1 protein-coding gene and 1 rRNA gene are annotated in these 364 nt (G+C 45.1%); both read left to right on the top strand.

All coding sequences use genetic code 11. The features are described from left to right. The first annotated feature begins 149 nt into the window (after positions 1-149). Entirely contained in the window at positions 150-281 is a 132-nt protein-coding gene (locus JI665_RS29090) for a hypothetical protein (RefSeq protein WP_258760818.1), read from the top strand. Next, positions 276-364, top strand: a 23S ribosomal RNA gene (locus JI665_RS28310); the annotation flags it as partial. The genes JI665_RS29090 and JI665_RS28310, both read left to right, overlap by 6 nt.

Raw genomic sequence — 364 nt, 5'->3', positions numbered from 1 at the left:
TTGTTCGTTCAGTTTTGAGAGTTCAATCTCTCAATGAAAGAGTCGTTCTTTGAAAACTAGATAATGTTAATGAAGAAGCAATAACCGAGTAATCGCCATCTTAGTTTTTTCTCTTATTTTTGTTTTAAAACAAAGTAAGAGCACAAACCATGAGGGCAATGAGAAGCAAGAAGATCAAGGAAGCGACCGAACGAGCACCGGAGCGTACGAGAGTACGTGAGGAGCACAGTGACGGAGCTGACGCAGAGATTCGCCGCTTATCATTGGCCGAAGTAGGTTAAGTTAGAAAGGGCGCACGGTGAATGCCTTGGCACTAGGAGCCGATGAAGGACGGTACTAACACCGATATGCTTCGGGGAGCTGT

Source organism: Bacillus sp. NTK034, from assembly GCF_017303275.1.
Taxonomy (GTDB): Bacteria; Bacillota; Bacilli; order Bacillales; family Cytobacillaceae; genus Cytobacillus.
This window is presented reverse-complemented; position numbering and strand designations above follow the sequence as displayed.

Bases quoted from the DNA above. Each gene is read 5' to 3' on its own strand.
- JI665_RS29090 (WP_258760818.1), top strand. From the start codon at position 150: ATGAGGGCAATGAGAAGCAAGAAGATCAAGGAAGCGACCGAACGAGCA.